The sequence below is a fragment of the Kitasatospora sp. NPDC096128 genome, from assembly GCF_040303105.1.
GTDB lineage: Bacteria > Actinomycetota > Actinomycetes > Streptomycetales > Streptomycetaceae > Kitasatospora.
In genome coordinates, this window is the sequence record NZ_JBEOSP010000065.1 from 16,015 (window position 1) to 36,303 (window position 20,289).

17 protein-coding genes are annotated in these 20,289 nt (G+C 75.9%); 7 read left to right on the forward strand and 10 right to left on the reverse strand.

The genetic code is table 11. The annotated features are described in order from the left end of the window. Positions 1 to 222: 222 nt before the first annotated feature. Complete coding sequence (locus ABTY61_RS38600; RefSeq protein WP_350509887.1) at positions 223 to 1,611, forward strand: MFS transporter; 1,389 nt, start codon at positions 223 to 225, stop codon at positions 1,609 to 1,611. 72 nt (positions 1,612 to 1,683) lie between these two features. Here ABTY61_RS38600 and ABTY61_RS38605 read toward each other — a convergent pair whose 3' ends face one another. After that, positions 1,684 to 2,619, reverse strand: coding sequence for a hypothetical protein (locus tag ABTY61_RS38605; protein WP_350509888.1), 936 nt, complete (start codon positions 2,617 to 2,619; stop codon positions 1,684 to 1,686). A 225-nt stretch (positions 2,620 to 2,844) separates the two neighbouring features. Here ABTY61_RS38605 and ABTY61_RS38610 point away from each other — a divergent pair, with 225 nt between their 5' ends. Further along, entirely contained in the window at positions 2,845 to 5,574 is a 2,730-nt protein-coding gene (locus ABTY61_RS38610) for an ATP-binding protein (RefSeq protein WP_350509889.1), read from the forward strand. Between the two features lie 30 nt (positions 5,575 to 5,604). Here the strand turns inward: ABTY61_RS38610 and ABTY61_RS38615 are convergent, their stop codons facing one another. Beyond that, positions 5,605 to 6,039: a DoxX family protein gene (locus tag ABTY61_RS38615; RefSeq protein WP_350509890.1), complete on the reverse strand. Its 435-nt coding sequence runs from the start codon at positions 6,037 to 6,039 to the stop codon at positions 5,605 to 5,607. 283 nt (positions 6,040 to 6,322) lie between these two features. Here ABTY61_RS38615 and ABTY61_RS38620 point away from each other — a divergent pair, with 283 nt between their 5' ends. Then, positions 6,323 to 7,426, forward strand: a complete 1,104-nt coding sequence (locus ABTY61_RS38620; RefSeq protein WP_350509891.1) for an NADH:flavin oxidoreductase/NADH oxidase — start codon at positions 6,323 to 6,325, stop codon at positions 7,424 to 7,426. A 42-nt stretch (positions 7,427 to 7,468) separates the two neighbouring features. Here the strand turns inward: ABTY61_RS38620 and ABTY61_RS38625 are convergent, their stop codons facing one another. The 7 genes from ABTY61_RS38625 to ABTY61_RS38655 form a co-directional block, all read right to left on the reverse strand. Continuing rightward, positions 7,469 to 10,270 (reverse strand): hypothetical protein, encoded by a 2,802-nt coding sequence (locus ABTY61_RS38625; protein WP_350509892.1) that lies wholly within the window; start codon positions 10,268 to 10,270, stop codon positions 7,469 to 7,471. 113 nt (positions 10,271 to 10,383) lie between these two features. Beyond that, the gene (locus tag ABTY61_RS38630) at positions 10,384 to 12,597 is read right to left on the reverse strand and encodes a DUF6571 family protein (RefSeq protein WP_350509893.1); all 2,214 of its coding nucleotides are present in this window, start codon (positions 12,595 to 12,597) and stop codon (positions 10,384 to 10,386) included. A gap of 2 nt (positions 12,598 to 12,599) precedes the next feature. Next, complete coding sequence (locus tag ABTY61_RS38635; protein ID WP_350509894.1) at positions 12,600 to 12,911, reverse strand: hypothetical protein; 312 nt, start codon at positions 12,909 to 12,911, stop codon at positions 12,600 to 12,602. Positions 12,912 to 13,207: 296 nt separating this feature from the next. Further along, complete coding sequence (locus ABTY61_RS38640) at positions 13,208 to 14,305, reverse strand: RAD23 family protein (protein WP_350509895.1); 1,098 nt, start codon at positions 14,303 to 14,305, stop codon at positions 13,208 to 13,210. Then, a complete protein-coding gene (locus ABTY61_RS38645; RefSeq protein WP_350509896.1) occupies positions 14,302 to 15,120 on the reverse strand; it encodes a hypothetical protein in 819 nt (272 codons plus the stop codon). The genes ABTY61_RS38640 and ABTY61_RS38645 overlap by 4 nt, the downstream gene beginning before the upstream one ends. Continuing rightward, positions 15,117 to 16,115 carry a hypothetical protein gene (locus ABTY61_RS38650; protein WP_350509897.1) on the reverse strand — a complete coding sequence of 333 codons (999 nt, stop codon included), beginning with the start codon at positions 16,113 to 16,115 and terminating at the stop codon, positions 15,117 to 15,119. The genes ABTY61_RS38645 and ABTY61_RS38650 overlap by 4 nt, the downstream gene beginning before the upstream one ends. Before the next feature lie 53 nt (positions 16,116 to 16,168). Beyond that, positions 16,169 to 17,041, reverse strand: coding sequence for a hypothetical protein (locus tag ABTY61_RS38655; RefSeq protein ID WP_350509898.1), 873 nt, complete (start codon positions 17,039 to 17,041; stop codon positions 16,169 to 16,171). Between the two features lie 348 nt (positions 17,042 to 17,389). Here ABTY61_RS38655 and ABTY61_RS38660 point away from each other — a divergent pair, with 348 nt between their 5' ends. Together ABTY61_RS38660 and ABTY61_RS38665 are read left to right on the forward strand one after the other, a co-directional pair. Continuing rightward, positions 17,390 to 17,812, forward strand: a complete 423-nt coding sequence (locus tag ABTY61_RS38660) for a carboxymuconolactone decarboxylase family protein (RefSeq protein WP_350509899.1) — start codon at positions 17,390 to 17,392, stop codon at positions 17,810 to 17,812. Between the two features lie 44 nt (positions 17,813 to 17,856). Continuing rightward, a complete protein-coding gene (locus ABTY61_RS38665) occupies positions 17,857 to 18,831 on the forward strand; it encodes an ADP-ribosylglycohydrolase family protein (protein ID WP_502895509.1) in 975 nt (324 codons plus the stop codon). Between the two features lie 200 nt (positions 18,832 to 19,031). On the opposite strand, the gene ABTY61_RS38670 is transcribed toward ABTY61_RS38665, so the two are convergent. Then, complete coding sequence (locus tag ABTY61_RS38670; protein WP_350509901.1) at positions 19,032 to 19,553, reverse strand: peptidylprolyl isomerase; 522 nt, start codon at positions 19,551 to 19,553, stop codon at positions 19,032 to 19,034. Between the two features lie 97 nt (positions 19,554 to 19,650). On the opposite strand from ABTY61_RS38670, the gene ABTY61_RS38675 reads away from it, so the two are divergent. Together ABTY61_RS38675 and ABTY61_RS38680 are read left to right on the forward strand one after the other, a co-directional pair. Continuing rightward, positions 19,651 to 19,884, forward strand: coding sequence for a hypothetical protein (locus ABTY61_RS38675; protein WP_502895510.1), 234 nt, complete (start codon positions 19,651 to 19,653; stop codon positions 19,882 to 19,884). Beyond that, a complete protein-coding gene (locus ABTY61_RS38680) occupies positions 19,881 to 20,156 on the forward strand; it encodes a hypothetical protein (protein ID WP_350509902.1) in 276 nt (91 codons plus the stop codon). Before ABTY61_RS38675 ends, ABTY61_RS38680 begins: the two co-directional genes overlap by 4 nt. Positions 20,157 to 20,289 lie beyond the last annotated feature (133 nt).

The window sequence follows — 20,289 nt, forward strand, 5'->3', positions numbered from 1 at the left end:
GCACGGCCGAAGGCCCTGTCCGCTTCGGGACCTTGGGCACGAATCCGGCCGACCTTCGCCCCGGTGGTTCACCCTCCGTACCCGGGCAACCGTGGACGGTCGCCCGGTGTGACCGGGCGATGGAGCCGTCCATGGCGGGCGGCTCCGTCCCCTGCCGTCTACCCGGCGCACGGCCTCGCGTGCCAATCGCGCGGCCGGACGTCCCGGAGGACCCCGAAGCCCATGTCCCGAACGATCGACAACGCCCCGTATACCGCCTTCCACCGCAGGCTGGCCCTGGCCTGTTCCGGTGGGCCGCTGCTCGACGGCTACATCCTGTCCATCGTCGGCGTCGCCCTGATCGGGATGCGCCCCGACCTCGGCCTGTCCACCGCGGAGGTCAGCCTCATCGGCGCCGCCGCCCTGGTGGGCATGTTCGTCGGCGGCGCCCTGTTCGGCGTGCTGACCGACAAGATCGGCCGGGAGGTGATGTACACCGCCGACCTGCTGGTGATGGTCGCCTGCTCGGTGCTCTCGTTCTGGGTCGACTCGGTGTGGGCGATCACCGTGCTGCGCTTCGTGCTCGGCATGGCCGTGGCCGCCGACTACCCCATCGCCACCTCCCTGCTCGCCGAGTGGCTGCCCGCCAAGCAGCGCGGGCGCCTGCTCGGTCAGCAGATCGTCGCCTGGTACGCCGGCTCGGTGCTCGCCTACGTGGTGGGCTACCTCTTCCTGGAGCTGGCCGGACCGGGCAGCTGGCGGTGGATGCTGGCCAGTTCCACCGTGCTGTGCGTGGTCTTCCTGGTGATCCGCCGCGGCTCGCCGGAGTCGCCGCGCTGGCTGGCCGCCAACGGACGGGTCGGCGAGGCGGTGCGCGTGGTGGAGAAGCACCTGGGGGTGCGGGTCGACGGCCGCGAGCTGATGCCGGACCCGGCCGCCCGGGCCCGCGGCGCCGGCGGGCTGCGGCTGCTGATGACCCCGCCCTACCGGCGGCGCACCCTGTTCTGCGGCCTGTTCTTCCTCTGCCAGGTCGGCCCGCTGTTCGCGATGCTCACCTTCGGCCCGCAGATCCTCTCCTCCTTCGGCATGCCCGGCGGCACCGTGATGGAGACCCTGGGCACCGGGCTGATCAGCCTGGTCTTCCTGCTCGGCTGCTACCCGGCGCTGCGCCTGATCGACACCAAGGGCCGACGTCCCGTCATCATCTGGTCCTTCGCGCTGATGACCGTCCCGCTGGCGCTGCTGGGGGTGTGGCCCAGCGCGCCGGCCGCCGTCGCGCTGACCGCACTGTGCGCGTACGCCTTCCTGTGCGGCGGGCCGAACGTGCTCGACTGGACCTACCCCAACGAGCTGTTCCCGACCGAGATCCGGGCCACCGCCGTGGGCATGGCCACCTCGGTCAGCCGGATCGGCGCGGCGGTGGGCACCTACCTGCTGCCGCTGTCGCTGACCGGCCTGGGCACCGGCCCCACCATGCTGATCGCCGCCGGCGTGACGGCGCTGGGCCTGCTGGTGTGCGTCCTGTGGGCGGAGGAGACCCGCGGCACCGCGCTGGGCGCCGCCCCGGCCGCGCCCCGTACAGCCCAGGCGCCGGGCGTCCCGGCGCAGCGGGTGCCGCAGTCGGTGCGCTGACGGTGCGCTGACGGCCGGCGCGTGCACGGCGGCGCCGCCCGGGTCCTTCCCGGGCGGCGCCGCCTTCGTTCGTCACCACCAGTCGTCCGGCGTGCCCTCGACGCCGTTCAGGCGGTTCAGGACGGCGCGGAAGAGCCACCGGTCGAGGTAGGCCGGGTACAGGGGGTGGGGCGGGAGGGGGTAGTCGCGTTCGACGCCCGGGGGCAGGCCGCCGGTGGCGGGCGCGAGTTCGCGTTCGTCGCGGAAGACGAGGGAGGCCCAGAACGCGGCGGCCAGCGGCACGGCGGTCACGCCCGGGGGCGTGGGCCAGTACTCGCCGGTCCGGGGGTGGCGCGGGACCACGGCGATGTCGGCGCGGGGGCCGGTCGGCGGCAGGCCCGGTCCGGCCAGGGCCGCGCGCCGGGCCGGGCCGGGTTCCGGAGGCGGCAGTTGGGCGAGGAGCGGGCGGAAGGCCAGGGCGAGCGGTCCGGCGGCGAGGGCGAGGGGCGCGCCGTCCGCGGCGTGGACGAGGTGGGCCAGGGTCACGGCGGCCTCCACGTCCCAGCGGATGCTCCGTCTGCCGTCGCCGTCCGACAGGTCGGCGGCGCGCCACCGGTCGGTGACGGTGGGCCAGTCGGCGGCCGGACGGTCGGGGCCCGCCGGTACGGGGCTCACCGCGGCCGGTTCCAGCCAGGTGGCCTGCCACAGCGAGCAGTCGTCGACCCGGGTGGCGACCTTGCGGCCGCAGCCAGCGCAGGTGACGTTCGGGCCGTAGCGGCCGTCGACGCCACAGCAGGCGCCGAGTTCGCGCCGCTGGACCATCGCGGTGCCGTGGGCGTCGCCGGGAGCGATCACGATCAGCCGGGGCTCGCCGGCGGGGCCCTCGTCGACGCCGTAGGTGCCCGCTTCCATGAGGACGGGCATGGTGACGCCGTTGCCGTACTGGAGGCCGGCGTAGACGGGGTACGGGACCCGTGTGAGCGGCCTGGTCAGTGCGGTGCCGCACCCCTTGCACGCGAAGACCTCCACGCCCGCCCGCTCCCCCTCCGCAGCTGCCCCGACGCGCGAGTATCGCCGTCCGGGCGGGCGGGTGGCCAGGGGGTTTCCGGGCCGGGCCGCCGCGCTCACCGGCCCTGCCGCCCCACCAGGGCGGGCGGCTTTGTCAAGCCCGTCCCGGGGCCGGCCGATCGGCAGTAGCCTCGACAGCCTGCGACGGCGCAACGGCGCTCCTGGCAGGGCGAATTGGAGGCGGCGGTGGCCGAGGGGAAGGCCGGGGACGGCGAGGGGACGCTGCACGAGCGCGAGGCCGAGATCCGGTCGGCGGCACAGGCGATCGAGGCGCTCACCCTGCCCGCGGGCGCCGGGGTCGGTGAACTGCTGCTGTACACCGGTGCGGCCGGGCTGGGCAAGACCGCGGTGCTGACCGCGGTGCGGCGGGCCGCGAAGCGCGCGGGCTGCACGGTGCTGTTCGCCCGGGGCGGGCAGCGGCAGTGCCACGAGCCGTTCCACGTGGTGCGCCAGCTGGTGCGGCCGGTGCTGTCGGCGCTGTCCGGCGAGGAGCGGGCGGGGGTCTTCGGGCCGTGGGAGGACATCGTCGGCCCGGCGGCGGGGCTGTGTCCGCCGGGCGGGCAGCTCGATCCGCAAGGGGTGCGGGACGGGCTGGACTTCGTCCTCACCCGCCTGGTGCAGCTGCGTTCGCCGGTGGCCGTGCTGGTCGACGACCTGCACTGGGCCGACCCGGAGTCGCTCGGCTGGCTGGCCGGCTTCGCGCTGCGCGCCCGGGAGCTGCCGGCCCTGCTGGTGCTCGCCTGCCGTGACGAGTTCCCCGACGACGCGCTGGCACTGCAGCGCGGCCTCGCCGAGCGGGCCGACCGCCGGCACGAACTGCGCCCGCTCCAGCCCGCCTCGGTCGCGCACCTGGTCCGCGCGGCCCTGGGCGAGCGGGCTGAGGACGCCTTCTGCCGGCACGTCTGGGCGGTCACCGCCGGGAACCCGTACGAGACCGCGGCCCTGCTGCGGGAGGTGGCCGACCAGCGGCTCGACCCGGTCGAGGAGAGCACCGGGCAGCTGCGCGAACTCGCCGCCACGGCCAGGGGGATGACGCTGCGGCACTGGCTGGAGCGGCTGGGCCCCACCGCGCTGCGCTTCGCCTGGGCGGCCTCGGTGCTGGACACCGACATCCGCCCCGACCTGGCCGCCGCGATCTGCGCCCAGGGCCCGGAGACCGCCGCCGAGTCCGTCCGGGAGCTGCGCCGGCACCGGGTGCTGACCGGCACGCCGGCGGGCCGGCTGGAGTTCGTCCACCCGCTGGTCGCCACTTCGGTCTACCGGTCGATGCCGCCCGCCACCCGCACCGGGATGCACGGGGTCGCCGCCGTCGAGGTCGAGAACGCCGGCCTCGGCCTGCCCGCGGCCTCCCGCCACCTGCTGGAGATCCTGCCCGAAGGGGACGGCCTGATCGTCGACAAGCTGCGCCGGGCGGCCCGCGAGCACCTGGCCATCGGCGCGCCCGGGGCCGCGCAGCGCTGCCTGCGCCGCGCCATCAGCGAGCCGCCCGCCGCCGCCGACCGGGCCACGGTGCTCTACGAGCTCGGCTGCTCGGCCCTGCTCACCGACCCGGCGACCACGGTCAACCAGCTGCGGCTGGCGCTCGCCGACCCGTACGGGCTGGGCCCCGAGCTGCGGGTGGACGCGACCTTCCGGCTCGCCCAGGCCCTCGCCCACAGCAACCGGCTGGGCGAGGCCGCCGCGCTGTGCGCCGAGGAGGCCGCGCGCACCCCGCCCGGCCCGGGACGGCTGCGGCTGGAGGTCGCCGACTTCATGTTCGCGACGTTCCGGTTCGAGGACCCGGACGGCCCCGGCCGCTCGCGGCGGCTGGCGGAGTTCGGCCGGATGCTGGGCACGGTCGGCCTGGCCTTCACCGACGACGGCCCGGACGGGCCGGCCGCGGGCGAGGCCGTGTTCGAGCGCGACGGGCTGGCCCAGGCGGTGGCCGTGCTGCGCTGCTGGGACCTGACGCTGCGCGGTGTCCACCGCGCGGAGGCGATCGCCCTGGCCGAGTCCGCGCTGCGGGACGGCCGGCTGCCCCTCAGTCTCGGCTGGACCAACACCACCTGGGGCTTCGAGCTGCCCGGGGTGCTGGGCCTCAGCTACCTGTACGCCGACCGGGTCGACCGGGCGCGGGAGTTGTTCGAGGAGGCGGTGCGCAGCTATGAGGTCGCCGGGTGGAGCGGGGGCCATCTGGGCTTCGCCTATCTGCTGACCGGCATGCTCCGGTTCCGCTGCGGCGCGCTCGCCGCGGCGGAGGACTACCTGCGCCGGGCGCTGCGGATCGCCGGGCGGATCGGCCCGGGCACCCCGCTGCACTGGGACGCCGTCGGGGCGCTGGCCGAGACGGTGGCCGCGCGCGGCCGGCTGGAGGAGGCCCTGGAGCTGGCGCGCGAGCACGCCTTCGGCCCGCCGTACCCGACGGTGATGGTGCTGCCCGACGCCCCGACCCTGTACGGGCGCCTGCTGCTGGCCCGGGGCGACGCGGCGGGCGCGGCCGCGGCGCTGGCCGCCGCCGGGGCGGCCCTGGACGCGCGCGGGTGGCGCAACACGGTGTGGGCGCCGTGGCTGGGGCACCTGGCGCGCGCGGTGGCCCCGGTGGATCCGGAGCGGGCCCGCGGCCTGGCCGAGGAGGCGGTGCGCCGGGCGCGGGAGTCCGGGACGGACTCGGCCGTCGGCAGCGCGCTGCGGCTGTGCGCCGCCGTGCACGGGGCGCCGCGGGCGGCCGGGCTGCTGGCGGAGGCGGTCCGGTGCCTGGAGCGCTCGCCGGCCCGCTACGAGCACGCGATCGCCCTGGTCGACCTCGGTGAGGCGCTGGGCTCCACCGCGGCCGCGCGCAGCGCGCTCTCCCGGGGTCTGGAGCTGGCCGCCCGCTGCGGCGCCGACGGCCTGGCGGCCCGGGCCCGCGGTCTGCTGGCCGCGGGGCCGCAGGGCTGAGGGGCGGACCGGGGCCGGGGCGGGCGGCGCTCAGACGGACAGGGCCGGCCCGCCGGGCGCGCGACGCGGGAGTCGGCCCAGGGCCAGGGCGCCGGGCCCGACCGCGGCGATGAGCAGGAAGGCCCAGCAGAACATCACCGAGGGCTCGCCGCCGTTCTGGATCGGCCACAGGCCGTGCTCCTGGTGCACGCTGAAGTAGGCGTAGGCCATCGACCCGGAGCACAGGAGCGCGGCCGGGCGCGCGGCCAGCCCGATGAGGACCAGGATCCCGCCGGCCAGCTGGATGGCGGCCGCCCACCAGCCGGGCCACTGCCCGAGCCCGGGCGCTTTGCCGTGCGCGCCGCCCAGGACGCCGAAGAGGGTCGCCGCACCGTGGCACGCGAACAGCAGCGAGACCACGATGCGGAACAGCCCCAGGACCAGGGGGCGGGCGCGTTCGGCGAGCGGCGACGGGTCGACGGACACGGGAACTCCTCGATCGGGCGGGCGCGGGGGGAGGGCGTGCGGGCGTGCGGCGCCGGGCCGTACGGACGGGCCCGGCCGCGTTTGACGCGACAGCGCCAATTCTGTCGCCGCCTCAGGCCCGGTGGCACGGGCGTGGGCTCTGAGGTTCCTCTGAGTTCCGCGGGCGGACCCGCGGGCGGACCCGCCCGTTGAAAGTATCGTCCCGTGCAACTATTGTTGTGACACGTAAAGCGCATCAGCAAGCGTCTGCGCCCCGGCGCCGCCGACCCCACGGGAGTCCGACATGAGCACCACCCTCTTCACCCCGTACACCCTGCGGGAACTGACCGTTCCCAACCGGGTCTGGATGCCGCCGATGTGCCAGTACAGCGCCGCGCCGGCCGGCGAGAACGCCGGAGTGCCCCACGACTGGCACTACACCCACCTGGCGGCGCGGGCCGCCGGCGGCACCGGGCTGATCATCGTGGAGGCCACCGCGGTCAGCCCGGCGGGGCGGATCAGCCCGTACGACCTCGGGCTGTGGAACGACACCCAGTTGGAGGCGTTCCGCCGGATCACCGCCTTCCTCAAGGAGCAGGGCACCGTGCCCGCCATCCAGCTCGGCCACGCCGGGCGCAAGGCCTCCACCGAGCGGCCGTGGGTCGACCGCGGGCGCGCCCTGACCCCCGAGGAGGAGCACGGCTGGACCCCGGTCGCCCCCAGCGCCCTGGCCTTCTCCCCCGAACACACCACCCCCGAAGAGCTGACGGTCGATCAGATAGGCGTCATCGTGCGGCAGTTCGCCGAGGCGGCCCGGCGCGCGCTGGAGGCCGGCTTCCAGGCCGTCGAACTCCACGGCGCCCACGGCTATCTGATCCACCAGTTCCTCTCCCCGCAGAGCAACCGCCGCACCGACGCCTACGGCGGCTCCTTCGAGGGCCGGATCCGCTTCGCCCTGGAGATCGTCGACGCGGTGCGCGCGGTGTGGCCCGAGGAACTGCCGCTGTTCTTCCGCGTCTCCGCCACCGACTGGCTCACCGAGAACCCCGAGGACGGCCGCGAGGGCTGGACCTCGCAGGACACCGTGCGCCTCGCCAAGGAGCTCCAGGCGCACGGCGTGGACCTGCTGGACGTCTCCACCGGCGGGCTCGTCCCCGACGCCCGGATCGAGGCCGCGCCCGGCTTCCAGGTGCCCTTCGCCGAGGCGGTGCGCAACGAGGCCGGCCTGCCGGTGGCGGCCGTCGGCCTGATCACCGAGGCGGCCCAGGCCCAGGAGATCCTCACCGGCGGCCGGGCCGACGCCGTCCTGATCGGCCGCGAGCTGCTGCGCAACCCGTCCTGGGCCCGCCACGCGGCCGGCGCGCTGGGCGGGGAAGTCCACTCCCCCGTCCAGTACCACCGCGCCTGACGGTGCCCGACCGGCCCTGACGGCACCCGGAAGCGGACCCGGTCAGGGCCGGTCGCCGGCCCGCAGTTCGGCGGCGAGCCGGCGCCGGCCGGCGACCGCGGTCTCCAGCACCACGGCCAGGCAGACCAGCAGTGCCGGCCCCGCCGCGGGCAGCAGCACCGGCAGCGCGGCGGGCCCCAGGGCGTGACCGACCCGGGCGCCGACCAGGGTGGACAGGTCGAAGGCCGGGCCGAGCAGGGCGGCCGCCGCGAGCGCGGCCAAGCCCCCGCCCAGCGCCGCCGTCAGGGCCTGGGGCAGAGCCTCGGCGGCGATCAGCGCCAGGCCCTGGCGGGGCCGCAGGCCCATGGTGCGCAGCCGGGCCAGGACGGCGGTGCGTTCGGGGGCGGCCCGTAGCAGCGTCAGCAGGGCGGCGAGCAGGGCGAAGCCGGCGGCGGCGCCGGCCGCGTAGCGGAACAGGCGTGCGGCGGCCTGCTGGAGGGGGTCGTCGGCGAGTTGGGCGGCCAGTTCGCGGCTGCTGTGGACGGCGTAGCCGGGTGGCAGGCCGTGGGTGCCGCGGCCGGACGCGGCCGCGTCCTCCTGGATGAGCTTCAGGATGCCGGTGGGCTGGGTCAGGCCGCGCTCCCGCAGCAGTGTCCTGACCTGTTCGGGGTCGATGTCGCCGACGGCCAGCCAGCGGTTGGGCTTGCCGAGTGCGGGGAGGCGTTCGGCGGCCGGGCCGGCCGGGAGGACGACGAAGGGCAGGCCGGGGTCGGGCAGGGCCGGGGTGGCGGCCACGGTTCCGGCGACGGTGGTGCGCAGTTCGCCGCCGCTGCCGAGGTGGAGCCTGGGCGCTCCGGAGGCGAGGCTCCCGGCCAGGTCACGGCTGAACAGGGCGGGCACGGGGGTGTCGGGGCCGCCGGGGGCGGCGGCGAGTGCCGCCGGGTCGAAGCCGCCGGCGCCGGTGGTGCGGGCGATCTCGGCGTACGCGGCGGGTTCGGCGACCACGACGGTGGCCTTGACGTCGCCCGAACCCGCGCCGATGAGCAGGGACTTGGGCTCGATCCGGACGGCGGCGGCGGTGTGCAGGCCGGGCAGGGCGGCGGCGGCCCCGGTGAACGCCGGCGGCACGGTGGCGTAGTCCGGCAGGGTCACCCCGATGTCCCCGCCGGTCGCGAGGCGGGCGGCGCGCAGTCGGCTGTGGTCGACGGCGTCCAGGACGGTGGCGCCGAAGCCGGCGCTGGTGACGGCGATCAGCAGGGCGAGCAGCGGCAGCGCGGAGGGCCGGCGCCGGCCCGGGGTGTCGCGGGCGGCGCGGGCCAGGCCGAGGAAGCCGATCAGACCCCGGCCGCGCCGGGCGAGGGCGGCCAGCCCGCCGATCAGCGGCGGCGCGGTCCGGGCCAGCAGCAGCGCGCCGGTGACGGCGAGCAGCAGCGGGGCGGCGGCCAGCAGCGGATCGGTCCCCGCCCCGGGGTGGCCGACGCCCCGGCGCCGGACCTCGGCCACGGCCGCGACGGTCACGGCCAGGACGGCGAGTTCGCCGATCGCCCGGCGCGCGCCGCCGTCCTGTCGCGGGCGCGGCAGGACGGCCCGGGCGGGGAAGGCCAGCAGGGCGAGCAGGGTCGCGGCCAGGGCGGCGAGCACGGCCTGGCCCCACCGGGGGGTGGGCAGCAGCGCCAGGGCGAGGGCGGTGGCGAGCGCGGCGGCGGGCAGCACGGTGGCGGCGCCCTCGCCGAGCAACCGCAGCGCCACCCCGGTGCGGGAGGCGCCGCGGGCGCGCAGCAGCCGGAGTTCGCCGGCGCGCCGGTCGGTGGTGAGGGCGGCGGCCAGGACCAGGACGACCGCCGCCACGCCCGCGGCACCGGCCGGGCCGATCGCGGCCAGTGGCATGGCCGCCCGGTAGCGGTCCCGGGCCCGGGTGAGGACGTCCGGCAGGAAGGACGCGGTGCGCAGGTCGGTGCGCCCGGTGGCGGGGACCAGGGCCTTGGCGTCGGGGCCGGCGAGGAAGGAGCCGGCGGTGGCGATGGTGCGGTCGAGCCGGTCGGCGCGCAGGGCGGCGGGGTCGACGGGCAGCCGCCAGAAGTCGTCGGCGCCGCCGCCCCAGCGGGCGAGGGCGGCCAGGTCGGCGCCGTCGGTGAAGCCGGTGGTCTGCCACCAGTTGTTGCCCAGCGGGTCCAGGTGCAGGCAGGCGCGGTCGGGGCAGCCGAGGTCGTCCCAGTACGGGTCCCTCGGGTCGTCGACGCGGTAGAGGCCGACGACCGTGGTACGGCGGGCGCCCGCTTCGCCGGTGCCGCTGTCGAGGACGTCGCCGATCGTGATGCCGATGGTGCGGGCGGCCGGCTCGCTCACCACGATCGGCAGCGGGGCGCCAGCGGGGGCGGAGGCGTCGGCGGGGGCGGGCCAGGTGCCGGCGGTGAGGGTGACCCGGTCGGCGAGGCCGTCGAGGTGGAGCAGGGCCAGCTTCGGGGCCGCGTCGGCGGCCAGCCGGGTGTAGCCGGGGTTGTTCAGGTCGCCGGTGGTACGGGCCCGGGCGCCGCGGGCCTCGCCGGCCGGGGACAGCGTCAGCTGCGCGCCCACCCGCGCGGTCAGTTCGCGCTGGACGGCGGCGAGTTCGGCGGCGGTGTCGCCGGGGCGGGTCGCGGAGGTGTACTGCAGGCTGCTCAGATGCAGGTCCCGGTGGCCGACGTAGTCCCGCAGCGCGGCGTCGGCGCCCCGGTCCTGGAGCCTGGGCAGGGCGGCGGCGAGGAAGACGGTGACGAAGGCGAGGGCCGCCATGAGCAGCGCGGCCGCCGGGTCGGCGCGCAGCCTGCTGCGGACCCAGGGCGCGGGCCGGTGGTCGGCGTCGGCGGTTCCGGCGCGGCTGGTCACATGATCCTCCCTGCCCGGTCCAACGGCGGTGGGGGCCGGAGGGGTTCATGAGCGGCCCGCTGTGGCCGCCGCCCGGAACGGGTGGCGGCCACAGCGGGTCGACCGACGGCGCGTCAGGAGTTGCCGCGGCCGAGGAAGTGGCCGGCGGTGGTGGCGCTGGTGGAGCGGCGGTCGTGGGAGGCGTCCTCGACGACGTGGATCATGCTGCTGTCCGGGTCCATGCCGCGGTCCTTGGCCCAGCCGCTGACCAGGTGGGTCATCTCGTTGTTGGCGTCCAGGTAGGTGTCGGAGATCTTGGCGTTGGCGACGCTGTTGTTGTGGTCCTTCATCTGGTTGTCCCACTCCCAGGCCCAGGTGTCGACCAGGCGCTGGGCGCTGTCGCCGACCCACGGGATGGGGGTCAGCGGGGCGCCGACGACGTGGTAGGCGACCTTGGCCTTCCAGTCGGCCTGGAGGTTGGCGTCGTCGCGCTGGCCCATGGCGACGTCGGCGCGGATCGCGTCGTAGACGCCCAGGCTCGCGGCGCCCTTGTTCATCACGTCCTGGATGTCGTTCTGCGAGGGGTTGGGCCCCATCGAGGACAGCTCCTGAGCGATCTTCGCGCTCTCGGCCTGGTGCAGGGTGGCGTAGGCGTCGGGGTTGTCGGACAGTCCGCGCATCACCCGCACCAGGCTGTCCTCGCCGACGCCCATGTGCACGGCGCCGCCCGCGTCGGTCCACACCGTGCTGCCGTGGTCCTGGTACTGGGAGTTGCGGCCGTTGAAGATCTCGTGGGTGTCGTTGGTGTAGTCGGCCAGGGCGTTGGCCAGCGGCCGGCGCAGGTTGGCGTTGACCTTGTTGCCGCCCTGGCCCTCGTCCAGGGTGGTGACGGTGTCGTGCATGATCCGGGCCTGGGCCTCGGTGTGGTGGCCGGTGTGCGGGGCGCCGGCCGGCTGGCCGGTGGTCGCGGCCTCCAGGGCCGCGCCCAGGCCGCTCTGGGACAGCGGGTCGGGCGTCTTGAACGGGCCGGCCATCGACGTGACCCAGCCCTCGGGCCACTTGCGGTCCTTGAGCAGGTAGTGCAGGTGCTGGTTGCCGCCGTTCGCGTTCGGGTCCAGGTAGGCGGTGGCGGCGTCCGGTTCGCGGCCCATGATCGCGAGCACGTTGTCCAGCGGGTCGGCGCCCAGCGCGGTGCCGTTGTGGTTGGCCTTGTAGCTCCACGCGTCGGGGGTCTTCTTCTCCGCGGCGGTGATGTCGTCGGCCAGGTCGCCGAGCATCCCGGCGGAGTACTTGGCGTCGCCCTTGGCCATCAGGGTGGTCAGGACCTGGTACCCGTACACCGGCTCGGTGTTGGAGCCGTAGTTGTGGTCCTTGTCGCAGCCGACCTTGCCCATGCCGTCGCGCCAGCGGCGGTAGAAGTCGGTGTTGGTGTCCTGGGTGGCGGAGGCCAGGGCGTGGGTGAGGCCGCCCTGGAGGTCGGTGTAGGCGGCCCTCTTGTCGTCGCCGGGGCTGCTCAGCTTCCCGGCGAGCTTGAGCGTGCCGTCCGGGCCGAGCCGGTCCAGCAGGCCCTGGGAGAAGGCGGGGTGGTCGGCCTTGTCCTTCATCAGGTCCTGCAGCTGGAGCAGCTGGTCGGGGGTCAGGTCGTCCAGGTGGGTGGCCAGGTCGGCGGCGCGCTGGGCGTCGCCGGCGTCGCCGCCGCCCACGGCCTGGCCGTTGAAGGTGGTGTCCAGCGGGTTGCCGGCCTTGGAGGCGCCGCGCAGGGCGGCGGCGATGCGCTGGTCGGCGCGGGTGGCGGCCTGCACGCCGGCCGTGATCGCCGCGGTCCACTTGGCGGCCGCGTCCTGGTAGGACTGCCGGGCCTCCGGGTCGTGGTGCAGCGCCTGGCGGGTCGCCGGGTCGAGCGTGGTCTCGTCGAACACGGCGGTGCCGGTGCCGGTGACCTTGAAACCGTCCTTGACCGCGCCGTCGGCGGCGTCGCGGGTCTGCTTCTGCGCGGCGGCGAAGTCGGCGTGCGCCTCGTCGAGCAGCGAGGCCATCGCGTTGGCCTCGGTCTGGGCGTCGACGATCTGGCCCTTGGTGCCCAGCAGCGCCGCGTTGGCCAGGTTGGCGGCGTTGCCCGTCCACCAGGGCCCGCCGCCCAGGCCGTTGCCGCTGCCCGGCAGGCCGTTGCCGCCCGGGGTGAACAGGCCGTTGCCGCCGATGCCGCCGCCGTTGCCGCTCCCGCCCAGGACGTCCTGCTCCATGGTGGTCTGCATGGTGTGGAAGCGGGCGGCCATCGCGCGCCACTGGGTGGCGGCGGCGGTCAGCGCGTCGGGGTTGGCATTGAGGACGTCTTCGTATCCGAGCATGGTCACGGCACCTGGAGGGACTGGGCGATGGACAGGTTGGTACTGCGGTAGTTGGCGCCGGTGCCCTGCATCGCGGCGGCGTTGGCGTTCAGCCGCCCGGTCAGCGCCTTGACCTGCTGGTGCCACTCGTCCAGCGAGTCCTTCAACGCCCCGGCGCTGTCCCAGCCCTTGAGGCCGGTGACGGCCGTCCCGGTGGCGTCGTCGGCGACCGCGCCCGCACCGGGGCAGTCGTGGGCCAGGTTGGCCAGCGTGGCGTGCGCCTTGTCCAGCGCATCGTGGTTGACCCCGAACCCGCCCGGTGGTGGTGTGCTCATCCGTCGATCCCCCATGTGTGGTGACCCGGTGCTGCGATCACCGGGCGCCGATGATCGTAAGTCCGCGGAGCACCGGTTTTCGCAAGGGATCCATCAGGGATTTGTCACCGTTTCGTCACCGCCCGGCCCCGAGCGGACCGTTCGGGCACGGTGCGTCGGCCCGGCCGAGCTGCGGACCGCCCCGACGCCCGTCTCGCTGTGACGGCCCGAGGGCCCCTCACCCCCGTGGCGGGGGTGCGGGGCCCTCGGGCGGTCGGACCGCTCAGGCCGTCGGGGCGCTCAGGCGGTCGGGGCGCTCAGGCGAGCAGGTCGCACTGGAGGTCGACCACCTGGCGGAAGGCCGAGACCGGCACGCCGCGGGGGTTGGTCATGGTGATCACGGCGACCACGTCGGAGGCCGACACGTACGCCAGGCGGGTCGTCGGCACGTCCTTGTCCGCCGTCTCCCGGGACTCCTTGCGGGTCACCTCCACGCCGTCGGGCAGCTCGCTGTCGGAGGAGGAGGTCGTGCTCCTCGCGCCGGGCGCGGCCTTGAGCTGGATCTCCGACCGCATCCGGGAGAAGGTGTCCCAGGCCTCGGCCGAGGAGCCGAAGCGCAGCAGCCGGATCCGGGTGCTGGTGCCGTCCGAGGCGGTCCACTCCCGCACGGTGGCCGCGCGGCACGCGTTCTGCAGCAGCAGGGCGTGCAGCCTGGCCGTGTTCTGCGCGTCGCCCTCCAGCGCGCCGCAGGACACCCAGTTGGCCGGGGCCGGCGCCCCCTCGGGGACCGCGGGAAGGGTGGGAGGGGCGCTCGGGGTGCTCGGGCTCGCGGCGGCCGACGGGGCGTCGGAGGGGCCCGCCGTGGGCGACGCCGGGGCCGTCGGGGACGGGAAGAGCGGCGCCTTCACCGAGCCGCCGGCCTCCTTGGGGGCGGGCAGCAGCAGGTAGCGCAGGTCGGCCTGGTGCAGGCCGGCCTCCTTGTCCTTGGTCCTGTCCCTGCCCTTGTCCTTCAGATCGGGCGCGGCCTTGCCCGAGGGCAGCGGCGGCAGGGTCAGGGGCGGGAAGGTGTAGCGGCCGTCGCCGGGCGTCGCCAGGCCGGGGACGTCGGTGCGCTCGGGGGCGGTGACGGCCAGCGCGGCGCCGGTACCGGCCAGGGCGAACACCAGGACGGCGCAGCCCCAGCGCACCGCGGCCTTGCGGCGGCGGGTGCGGCGGGCGGCCTGCTCCTCGGCGGCCTGCGCCGTCGTGGGGGCCGGGGCGGCTTGGGGCTGCGGGTCGTCGACGGTGACGGCGGCCCAGGGGCCCTCGGCGCTCCCGGCACCCCCGGGGGCGGCGGCGGGTGCGGCGGGGGCCTGGTCGTGCGGCTGGGGCACGGACTGCGGCGCGGGCTGCGGCGCGGCGGCGTGGTCGGTCATACGGACGCTCCCGGGCTGGCGAGGCGGTCGAGCTGCATGGTGAGGAGGGCGACGATCCTGTCCTTGGGGAGCGGCGCCACGCCCTCGGCGCTCATGACCACCAGGAGGTCGCCCTCGGCGGCCGAGCACTCCAGGTAGTCGATCGGCGCGGACGGCGGCGCGGGCATCAGGTAGCAGTGCGCCTCGGGGTGGCCGGGGACCTGCGGGCCGGAGCGGAAGATGCCGGTGTCGCCGGTGAACACCGCGGTGTACTCGTTGATCCGTTGCACCTCCTGCTGGTTGAACTGGCGCAGCCGCAGCCCGATCACCAGGTTGTTGTCCTCGTTGCGGTAGGTCCGCACGCCGGTGCCCCTGACGTGCAGGCCCTGCCAGTAGGAGCGGAGCTTGTCGCGCTTGTCCTTGGGGATCTGCTGGAGTTCGGCGTCCATCTCGTCGGTCAGCTGTCCGGCGCCGAGCTCGGTGTCGTTGCCGTAGCCGCCCTCGTCGGGGCCCGGGGCGTAGCCGGCCGGCACGGGCAGCAGCAGGTCGCGCAGCGGGCCGAAGTGGCTGCCGTTGGACTTGGCGCCGAACGGTGTGGGGGTGGCGGTCGGGGCGGGGGCGCCGGTGGGGCCGGCGGCCGCGGCCGGGGCGGGGTCGTCGTACTGGGTCTTGATGATGCCGACGCCGATGACCACGCCGACCAGGGCGGCGGCGACGGTGGCGGCGCCCGCGCGCAGCAGGCGGCGCGGGGCGGGGTTCAACTGGCTTGCGGGGGCGGGCGGTTCGGGGGCCGGCGTGACGGTCACGGAGTCGCCGGTCACGGAGTCGTCGGTCATACCAGCCGCTCCCACTGCTGCTTGGCGAGGGCCTTGAGGTCCCCGGTGTCCACCGGCTTGGGGCTGAAGACCTCCACGCTCATCTGCACCGTGCCGCGCTGGGCCGCGGCGCGGCCGTAGTAGTACTGCTCCTTGGTGTCGGACCAGCTGCTGGGCTCGGTCTCCGCGTAGTAGCCGCCGTTGGCGCCGTCGGCGAAGCTCTTCCCGTAGGAGGGGCCGGCGGCCTTGTCGAGGTGCTCGGGGGTGTACTGGGTGAGCATCACCCGGTAGCGGATGTCGTCCTTCTTCCAGTCCACCTCGGCGGCGCGCCGGAAGCCGGTCCTGGCCAGGTTCTTGAAGACGTAGGCCGCGTCGCCGTTGCGCTCGGCGAGTTCGCCGATCGACATCCAGCTCGGCTCGTACGGGAAGTCGCCCCAGGCGGCGCTGCCGTCGGGGACGCTGATCAGCAGCTTGCGCAGGTCGCCGTCGATGGCCGGCGGGCCGGGCTGGGCGGCGGCGAGGGCGGCCGGGTCGACCGCCTCGGCCGGGTAGGCGGGCAGGGCGACCTGGATCGGGGGCAGCGGCGTGGGCGGGCGCTGGGCCTGGATCGCGTAGCCGACGCCGCCGCCGGCCAGCGCGCCCACGACCAGGGCGCAGACGGACAGCAGCACCGGGCGGGGGCGGCGCGGGGCGCGCGGGGCGGTCTCGGGGCCGGCCGACAGGCAGTCGGCGTAGGCGTCCGCCGCGGGGGCGGACTCCTCCGCGGCCGGCGCCCGGTGCGCCTGCTGCGCCGTCGCCTCGGCCGACCAGGGCGACGGGGCCGGGGCGGGGGCGGGGGGCGTCGGCGGGACCGGCGGCGCGGGCGGGAGGGACGGTTCGGCCGGCACCGGCGGCACGGGCGGGACCGGGGGTACCGGCGGCACGGGCGGCGGCGGGGGCACGGGCGGCAGCGGCGGCTCGGCCGACGCGGACGGGTCGGCGGCCGCGGACGGCGGCTGCTCGGGTTCGGTGGTCACGGAAACGACTCCAGAGGAGGAAGGGGGAACGACGTCGTGGGGCGGACGCGGGCTCAGCCGCCGGAGGCGAGCCACTCGCGCTGGCGCTTCATCAGGTCGTTCAGCAACGCCTTGTCCGGCGTGCCCTTGACCTCGACGTCGACGGTGTACTGGACGTCGCCCTGGCTCGAGATCCCGGTCATCGAGCCGGTGTAGGACTCGTTCCTGGGCTTGCGGCGGAAGCCGTGGGCGTTGGGGTCGCCGTCGATGTCGATCGACTCCTGCGAGGTGACGTTGTAGCCCCGGACGACCCTGCCCGCCAGGTCGGCGGAGCCGAAGTGCAGCAGGGTGACGGTCACTTCGGCCGTGCCGTCGGCCGTCCGGTAGGTGCGGGTGGCGCCGTCCCGGTAGCCGAGCCGGTTGAGGACGGTGTCGATGTCGTCCGGCTTGCCGAAGATCTCGGAGACGTCGTCGCGGGTCATCGGCATCCCGTCGGCGGGCCCGTAGGACTCGCCGCCGGCGGGGATCGGGAGCAGGAAGTAGCGCAGGTCGCCGTCGTGCCTGCCGCCGCTGACGGTGCCCTTGACGGTGCTGGCCGGGGCGGGCTCGGTCGGGACGGCCGTCGGCACCGGGACGGGTGCGGCGGAGGGCGTCGCGCTCGGGCCGGTGCTCGTCGGGGCGGCGGAGGCGGTGGCGCGCGGTGCGGCCGCGGCGGCCGGGCGGCCGTCCGGCTTGCCGACCGCGACGGTCACCGCGGCGCTGGCCGCCGTGACGGCCAGCAGTCCGGCGGTGGCCAGCGCGATGCCGACGGCGCGCGGCAGCCGGCGCGGGGCCGGGACGGGCGCGGGCACAGCAACGGCTTCCGGCGCGGCGGCAGGCTCCGGCACGGCCGCCGGCTCCGGCGGCGGGTCGGTGAACGCGGCGCTCTCGTTCTCGGGCGCGGACAAAGGACTCCCCCCATGGGAATGATCGGAATTTCGCACGCGGGCCACTGTCGGAATCCGCTCCCCCTGCGGGCTTCCCGGACCGTCCATCACGTGTCTCAGCAGGCATTATGAGAGTCCGATGACATTCTCGCCAATGAAAAGAATCACCGCACTCCCGCCCAATGCCCGATCAACCGGACACTCCGTGACCCAACCGCAACAGGCGGCCCCTGGCGGGGTGTCGTGCCGCCGCGGCTCCGGACCCGGCTTGAGTTGGAGTGCACTCCAAGCCCTACGGTTCCTTCCGTGGTCACGGCCGGTCGGCCGGGAGCACGGCACAAAGAACGGCACGAGGAGAGGACAGGCGCCATGGGTGCTTCGGAGCAGCAGGCCGGGCAGCGGCAGGAGCGGTTCGACCGGGGCATGGAGGTGCTCACCCGGGTCGACGGCGAGGGCGGGCAGCGGGTGGTGGACGCGCTGGCCGACATCAGCCCCGAGCTGGCCCACCAGGTCGTCGCCTGGGGCTTCGGCGACGTCTACAGCCGCCCCGAACTCGCCCCGCGCGACCGGCAGTTGGTGACCCTGGGGATGCTCACCGCGCTCGGCGGCTGCGAGCCGCAGCTGGAGGTCCACATCAACGCCTCCCTCAACGTCGGCCTCTCCCCCGTGGAGATCACCGAGGCCCTGCTGCACTCGGCCGTGTACTGCGGCTTCCCCAAGGCGCTGAACGCGACGTTCGTCGCCAAGAAGGTCTTCGGCGAGCGCGGGCTGCTCCCGGTCACGGCGAACTGACGCCCCGCCGACCCGCCTCCCGCCGGGGCGCGGGCGGTGCCAGGATGCGGGCCATGACGTATTCGGCAGCACGTGACGCGTTGGAGGGCCTGGCGCTCGGGGACGGCTTCGGGGAGCGGTGGTTCCCGCTCTTCCGCGGGCCCGCGGTGGCATTGCGTCAGATCCGGGCCCGGCACGTGCCGGCGGAGACCCCGTGGCACTGGACCGACGACACGGCGATGGCGCTGTCGGTGTACGGGATCCTCACCGCGTACGAGGCGGTGCACCAGGAGCGGCTGGCGCAGGCCTTCGGGGCGACGTACCTGGCCGACGCGTACCGCGGCTACGGAAACGGAATGAGCCTGCTGCTGCCCCGGCTGGCCGACCGGCCGTCGCAGTGGCGGGCCGAGACGCGAAAGCTGTTCGACGGGCAGGGCAGCCTGGGCAACGGCGCGGCGATGCGGGTGGCGCCGCTGGGGGCCTGGTTCCACGCGGACCTGGACGAGGCCGCGGAGCAGGCCGCGCTGTCCGCGGAGGTGACGCACGCCCACCCCGAGGGGATCGCCGGCGCGGTGGCCGTGGCGCTGGCGGCCGCGCTCGCCGCCCGCGGGCGCGCGGGCGGCGGGACGGAGGCGGTGGACGGGGCGGTGGCCGGGGCCGGGTTCCTCGCCGAGGTGGCCCGGCGCACCCCGGCCGGCCCGGTGCGCGACGGCCTGGAGCGGGCCACCGCACTCGCCCCGGACACCGAGCCCTGGCGGGCGGCGGACCTGCTCGGCAACGGGCAGCGGGTCCGGGCCGGCGACACCGTGCCCTTCGCCCTGTGGTCGGCCGCCCACCACCTCGACAGCCTCACCGACGCGCTGTGGAGCACCGCCGAGGGCCTGGGCGACGTGGACACCACCTGCGCCATCACCGGCGGCGTCGTCGCCGCCCGCACCGGCCTGGGCGGGCAGGCCGCCCACTGGCTCGCCAGACGCGAGCCGCTGCCCGGGTGGGTGGCCGGCGCCGAGGACGAGACCGCGGTCCGCCGCGCGGGCTGAGCCCTGGACGGCCGGGGCGCCGCTGCTGCCGGGGCGGGGCGGGCAGCCGGAGCGCCACCCGGCGGGCAGTTACGTGGTGTTCGCGCCGGGCAGCCGGCACCGGCCGCGCACCGAGACCGGGGCGCGGATCCTCGGGATCACCCAAGTCGCGCCCCCGCACCCGCCCGGGCCGGCTCCCGCCGCGGGCGCCGGCCCGGGGGTCAGGAGTGGGTGATCTCGACCTTGGTGATCACCACGTCCTCGACCGGGCGGTCGTCCTCGACGGGGGCGGCGGCGATCGCGTCCACCACGGCCTTGGAGGCGGCGTCGGCGACCTGGCCGAAGATGGTGTGGCGGCGGTTGAGGTGGGTGGGGGTGCCCACCGTGATGAAGAACTGCGAACCGTTGGTGCCCGGGCCGGAGTTGGCCATCGCCAGCAGGTAGGGCTTGGTGAAGAACAGCTCCGGGTGGAACTCGTCCGCGAAGGCGTAGCCGGGCCCGCCGGTGCCGGTGCCGGTCGGGTCGCCGCCCTGGATCATGAAGCCCTTGATCACCCGGTGGAACGTCGTGCCGTCGTAGTACGGGCCGCTGCCCGGCTCGCCGGTGCGCGGGTCGGCGTACTCCCGGGCGCCCTCGGCGAGTTCGACGAAGTTGCGGACCGTCTTCGGCGCGTGGAACGGGAACAGTTCCAGCCGGATCGGGCCCGCCGTGGTGTGCAGGGTGGCGAACCGGGCGTTGGCCACGGGTGACTCCTCTTGTTCGTCGCTGTTCGGTCCTCGGACGGGCATCCTGGCACATGGCAGGATTCGTGGCCGAACCGGTGAGGGAGAGGAGGAGTCCGTGGTGGTCGGAGCGGTGCTGGTCGGGGTGCTGGTGCTGGTGCTCGCCGGGTGCGGGTGCGTGGTGTGGGCCGCACGCGGCGGGCCGCGCTGGGCGCGCGCGGTCGCGGCGGTGACGCTCGGCGCGGGCGAGGTGCTGCGCGGCGCGCAGCAGCGCCGTCGGCGGCGCGAGCGGCGGGAGCGGTGGCTCCTGGGCAGGGGCGGCGGTGGCGAGAGCGGAGCGGACGGGGCATGACGGACGAACAGGGGCTGCGGCGCACCTTCGAGGCGTTGCTCGCCGAGGCCCTGGCCGGGCGCGGGGTGGCGAGCTGCCTGGGGATGGACCTTGACACCGACGAAGCGCTGCTGGCGGTCTACGACGCCGCGACCGGGCACCACACCGGTCCGGAGACGGTCGAGGAGCTGGTGGCGGCCGCCCGCCGGGCCTTCGAGGGGCAGCTGGACGGCTCCAACTCGGCGCGGTGGGGCGAGCGGCTCGCGCGGAAGCTCGCCGGGAACGGGCACTGAGCGCTCGCGTCCCCGGCCGCCGTGGTGGGCACGGCGGCCGGGGACGCGAGTGGTGGGCGGTGTGGGTGGGGGGGCGGGGGGACAGGGGGGCCAGCGCCGCGGCCGCGGCGTCGGGCGGGGGGGGGCCGCCGGG

Coding starts and splice junctions, on each gene's coding strand:
- ABTY61_RS38640 (WP_350509895.1), bottom strand. CDS start 14,305: ATGACCGACCACGCCGCCGCGCCGCAGCCCGCGCCGCAGTCCGTGCCC.
- ABTY61_RS38645 (WP_350509896.1), bottom strand. CDS start 15,120: ATGACCGACGACTCCGTGACCGGCGACTCCGTGACCGTCACGCCGGCC.
- ABTY61_RS38630 (WP_350509893.1), bottom strand. CDS start 12,597: ATGCTCGGATACGAAGACGTCCTCAATGCCAACCCCGACGCGCTGACC.
- ABTY61_RS38660 (WP_350509899.1), top strand. CDS start 17,390: ATGGGTGCTTCGGAGCAGCAGGCCGGGCAGCGGCAGGAGCGGTTCGAC.
- ABTY61_RS38635 (WP_350509894.1), bottom strand. CDS start 12,911: ATGAGCACACCACCACCGGGCGGGTTCGGGGTCAACCACGATGCGCTG.
- ABTY61_RS38600 (WP_350509887.1), top strand. CDS start 223: ATGTCCCGAACGATCGACAACGCCCCGTATACCGCCTTCCACCGCAGG.
- ABTY61_RS38620 (WP_350509891.1), top strand. CDS start 6,323: ATGAGCACCACCCTCTTCACCCCGTACACCCTGCGGGAACTGACCGTT.
- ABTY61_RS38665 (WP_502895509.1), top strand. CDS start 17,857: ATGCGGGCCATGACGTATTCGGCAGCACGTGACGCGTTGGAGGGCCTG.
- ABTY61_RS38680 (WP_350509902.1), top strand. CDS start 19,881: ATGACGGACGAACAGGGGCTGCGGCGCACCTTCGAGGCGTTGCTCGCC.